At 68.3% G+C, this 4,620-nt stretch carries 3 protein-coding genes and 1 pseudogene; 3 read left to right on the top strand and 1 reads right to left on the bottom strand.

The window, feature by feature from the left end; genetic code table 11:
• From VTU_RS0124445 to fliD, 3 genes are all read left to right on the top strand, one after another.
• On the top strand, positions 1-1,009 hold a 1,009-nt coding region (locus tag VTU_RS0124445), incomplete at its 5' end, for a flagellin (RefSeq protein WP_010110383.1).
• Between the two features lie 221 nt (positions 1,010-1,230).
• Positions 1,231-2,733 carry a flagellin N-terminal helical domain-containing protein gene (locus VTU_RS0124450; RefSeq protein ID WP_010110384.1) on the top strand — a complete coding sequence of 501 codons (1,503 nt, stop codon included), beginning with the start codon at positions 1,231-1,233 and terminating at the stop codon, positions 2,731-2,733.
• Between the two features lie 84 nt (positions 2,734-2,817).
• Positions 2,818-4,176, top strand: a complete 1,359-nt coding sequence (fliD, locus tag VTU_RS0124455) for a flagellar filament capping protein FliD (protein ID WP_010110386.1) — start codon at positions 2,818-2,820, stop codon at positions 4,174-4,176.
• 60 nt (positions 4,177-4,236) lie between these two features.
• Here fliD and VTU_RS0124460 read toward each other — a convergent pair.
• Positions 4,237-4,620, bottom strand: a pseudogene (locus VTU_RS0124460) (ROK family protein); the annotation flags it as partial.

Consider the following 4,620-nt stretch of genomic DNA (forward strand, 5'->3'; position numbering starts at 1 on the left):
CACCAGCGTGTACGGCAACCACCAGAACCTGGCCGCCGACGGCTCGGGCTTGGGTGCGCCGGATGTCCAGGCCACGACCCCAGCCAACGGCGGGACCGGAACCAACGGCGTGCTCGCGGGTTCCGTGGCCATCAGCGGCTACCTGGGAACCGGCACCCTGACCGTGGCCGAAAGCGCCACGGCCAAGGCCAGCGCCGATCAGATCAATGCGCTCAAGGCAAGCACCGGCGTGGCGGCAACGGCCCGCACCGAGGTGCACCTGGCCGGCATGGCCGCCGTGGGCGGGTACACGCTGAGGCTCGAGGGCGACAACCTGGGCAACGCCCAGACGGTTTCCTTCACCCTGACGTCGGCCAGCGGCGCCGACCGCCTGTCCGCCGCCGTGTCCGCGATCAATGAGCAGTCGGCAAAAACCGGAATCAACGCCTGGCTGAACGCCGACGGCAGCCAGATCGTTCTGAGCAACGCCACGGGAAACAACATCGTGGTGGGCGACACGGCGATCCCCAACGCCGCGCCCGTCACGGTCACGGGCTACGACGCGGCGGGCACAATCGTCGGCACGGGGCGCGCGCTGACCGTCGACGCCGTCGCAAGTTTCGTCAACATCGGCGGCTACATCATGCTGGATTCGGAGCGCTCGTTCGCCGTCGCCTCGGCCAGCAACCAGCTGAGCAACGGCGGCTCGCAGCTGCACACCGTCGCCGGCCTGGACGTGAGCCGCTTCACCAGCGCCACCGACGCCCTGAAGACCGTGGACTCGGCACTGACCTTCGTGAGCAGCGAGCGCGCCAAGCTCGGGGCGCTGCAAGCGCGCTTCGAGAGCACGATCAGCAATCTGCAAATCACTTCGGAAAACCTGTCCGCGTCCCGCTCGCGGATTCTGGACGCCGACTTCGCTGCGGAAACGGCGAACCTCTCGCGCACGCAGATTCTCCAGCAGGCCGGCACGGCGATGGTCGCGCAGGCGAACCAGCTGCCCCAGGGCGTGCTCGCCCTGCTGCGCTAAGGGAGCGTTGGGCGGATAAGCGGCACAAGAGCCGACCAGCGGCGGCCTTGCCCCCCTCAAGTTTTCCGACGGCACCCCGAAAACCATGGCAACGGATCGCAGACAGGCTCTCGGCGGCCCGCCGTTCACCCGCTGGCCCGCAAGCCGCAGGGAACCCTTTGCAAGCCGGCCCGGCGCCCGCGCTAACGCCTTTTTGATCTGTTTTTTTCTGGAGATTCGCCATGGCTTCCACCATCAATACGAACATCAACACGCTGACCGCGCAGCGCAACCTGGGCCTGAGCCAGGCTTCGCTGAGTCAGTCGATCCAGCGCCTGTCGTCGGGCCTGCGCATCAACAGCGCCAAGGACGACGCCGCGGGCCTGGCGATCACCGAGCGCTTCACGACCCAGATCCGCGGCCTGAACCAGGCGGCGCGCAACGCCAACGACGGCATCTCGCTCGCGCAGACCACGGAGGGCGCACTCAAGTCCGCCGGGGACATCTTGCAGCGCGTGCGCGAGCTCGCGGTGCAGTCGGCGAACGCCACGAACAGCGCCGTCGATCGCCAGGCCTTGCAGCGCGAAGTGGGTCAGCTGGTCGCGGAACTCGACCGCATCGCGCAGACCACGGAATTCAGCGGCACCAGGCTGCTCGACGGCAGCTTTGGAACGCAGCAATTCCAGGTGGGCGCGAACGCGAACCAGACCATCGTCGCGGCCACCGTGAACATGCGCACCAGCGTGTACGGCAACAACCAGAACCTGGCCGCCAACGGCTCGGGCCCCGGCTCGGCGGATGTCGTGGTCACGGACCCAACCAACCACGGGACCGGAACCAACGGCGTGACTGCGGGGACCATGGCCGTCAGCGGCTACCTGGGAACCGGCACCCTGACCGTGGCCCTGAGCGACACGGCCAAGGCCACCGCCGATCAGATCAATGCGCTCAAGGCGGACACCGGCGTGACGGCAACGGCCCGCACCGAGGTGCACCTGGGCGGCATGGCCGCCGTGGGCGGGTACACGCTGAAGCTCGAGGGCGACAACCTGGGCAACGCCCAGACGGTTTCCTTCACCCTGACGTCGGCCACCGGCGCCGACCGCCTGTCCACCGCCGTGTCCGCGATCAATGAGCAGTCGGCAAAAACCGGAATCAACGCCTGGCTGAGCGCCGACGGCAGCCAGATCGTTCTGACCAACGCCACGGGAAACAACATCGTGGTGAGCGACACGGAGATCCCCAACGCCGCGCCCGTCACGGTCACGGGCTACAACGCGGCGGGCACGAGCTTCGGCGCGGGGCGCACGATGGCCGTCGACGCCGTCGCCAATTTCGTGAACACCGGCGGCTACATCACGCTGGATTCGGAGCGCTCGTTCTCCGTCGCCTCGGCCAGCAACCAGCTGAACAACGGCGGCTCGCAGCTGCACACCGTCGCCGGCCTGGACGTGAGCACCTTCACCGTCGCCACCGACGCCCTGAAGACCGTGGACTCGGCGCTGACCTTCATCAACAGCGAGCGCGCCAAGCTCGGGGCGCTGCAATCGCGCTTCGAGAGCACGATCAGCAATCTGCAAATCACTTCGGAAAACCTGTCCGCTTCCCGCTCGCGGATTCTGGACGCCGACTTCGCTGCGGAAACGGCGAACCTCTCGCGCACGCAGATTCTGCAGCAGGCCGGCACGGCAATGGTCGCGCAGGCGAACCAGCTGCCCCAGGGCGTGCTCGCCCTGTTGCGCTAACCAACCTATGGGCCGTGGGTGGCGCGCACGGCGCCCCGGTGAACGCCGTCGGGCGCCTGCGTTGGCGCCGCTCAGGAGCTTGGCATGGCAAATATTTCATCCCCGGGAATCGGGACCAATGGACTGGACGTCAAGAGCATCATTTCCCAGCTCGTCGCGCTGGAGAGACAGCCCCTGGACACGCTCAAGCTGCAAGCGGCGACGGTGCGTACCGAAATCTCTGCCATCGGCCAGATCAAGTCGCTGGTCGCCACGCTCAGCGACGCGGCGGGCCGCCTGAGCGGCGCGGCGCGCTGGGACACCGTCAGCGCCAGTTCCTCGGACGCCAAACAGGTCTCTGCGACGGCGCTGGACACGACCCCGCCGACCAGTTTCACCGTCGAGGTTCAGCACTTGGCGCAGGCGCAGAGCACTGCGTCTGCCGCGCTGCTTCCCGTGGGCGCGCCCGTGGGCGCGGGACGCATCCGGCTGCTGCTGGGCCGCCCCGATGCCGCCACGCCCGTGGACATCGACGTCAGCGCCACCGACCGGCTCAAGGACGTCGTGCGCAAGATCAACGCGGCGGACGCGGGGGTGACGGCGTCGGTCCTGAGCGACGCCTCGGGCGAGCGCCTGCTGCTGCGCGGCAAAGCCACGGGGCTGGACGCGCAGTTTTCCCTCACCGTCACGCAGGCCCCGGACGGCGCGTCCGGCCTGTCCCGCCTGGGGACAGGCAACACCGTAACGCAGGCCGCGGCCGACGCCCGGGCCACGGTGAACGGCATCGCGGTCTCCAGCGCCACGAATACCTTTGCCGCAACGGTGGAGGGCGTGACTTTCACGGCGCACCAGGTGACGACCGGCCCCGTCGAGATCACGGTGCGCAAGGACGATACGGCGGTCCAGTCGGACGTCGATGCGCTGGTGAAGGCGTACAACGCCGTCAACCAGCTGCTGCAAGAGGCGACCAAGTACGACGCCCAGACGCGCACGGCCGGCTTGCTCCAGGGCGATTCGACGGTGATTGCGCTGCACAACGCCTTGCGCCGCGCGATCGACTCGGACAGCGCGGCCGGGGGCGCGTTCCAGTACCTGGCCGACATTGGCGTCACACAGCAACTCGGCGGCGATCTGGCCGTGGACCCGACCCGGCTCGCGCAGGCGCTGGAGAAGAACCCGGAGGGCGTGAAAACCCTTTTTTCCGGCACGAACGGCGTCGCGCTGCGCGTGCAGGCGCTCGGCAAGCAACTGCTGTCCAGCGACGGTTTCTTCCAATCCAAGGCAAACACCCTGAGCGCCAGCCTCAATCGCAACGACCAGAGCCAGGCCCAGGTGAATGCGCAGGCGGACGCGTTCGAGCAACGCATCACGCAGCGCTACACCGCGCTGGACAAGCAACTGAGCAGCCTCAACGCGCTGAATGCGTACATCACGCAGCAGGTCGCCACCTGGAACAAGCAGTAGCTGCGCTGCGGTCGGGCGCGGTCGGTTGCGAATCTACCCAGCTCTTGAAAGGGCTGATATTCAGAGCCTGTCCACGGTCTTCAGAAAGACATCGTTGTCGGGCGCAAAGCAGGCGTGCAGCGGCAGCAGCGCGCCGCCGAGCGCGCGCGCGTCGGAGCCGATGCTACCCAGTTCCAGCCGCGGGGGCGCGTGCAGGCCCTCCCAGTTGCAGGCGTGCAGCGCCTGGCGCACGCGCCCGACCAGCGCCTGCAGCAGGTCGGGCGCGGTGGCGGCGTCGAGGACCACGGCGTCCAGGTCGAGAAAGGCCGTTGCCGAGACGATGCAGTGCGCGAGCGCGGGCGCGGCACGGGCGATCCAGGCCTGGCCGTGCGCCGCCCAGGGCGCTTGCAGCGCGCGTTCGTCGTAAGCGGCCAGGGGGTCCAGGCCGTGCTCGCGCAGGCGCTG

It is taken from the genome of Verminephrobacter aporrectodeae subsp. tuberculatae At4, from assembly GCF_000193225.1.
Classification (GTDB): domain Bacteria; phylum Pseudomonadota; class Gammaproteobacteria; order Burkholderiales; family Burkholderiaceae_C; genus Acidovorax; species Acidovorax aporrectodeae.

Excerpts from the sequence above, each read along its gene's own strand:
- VTU_RS0124450 (WP_010110384.1), top strand. The coding sequence starts at position 1,231 with ATGGCTTCCACCATCAATACGAACATCAACACGCTGACCGCGCAGCGC.
- fliD (WP_010110386.1), top strand. The coding sequence starts at position 2,818 with ATGGCAAATATTTCATCCCCGGGAATCGGGACCAATGGACTGGACGTC.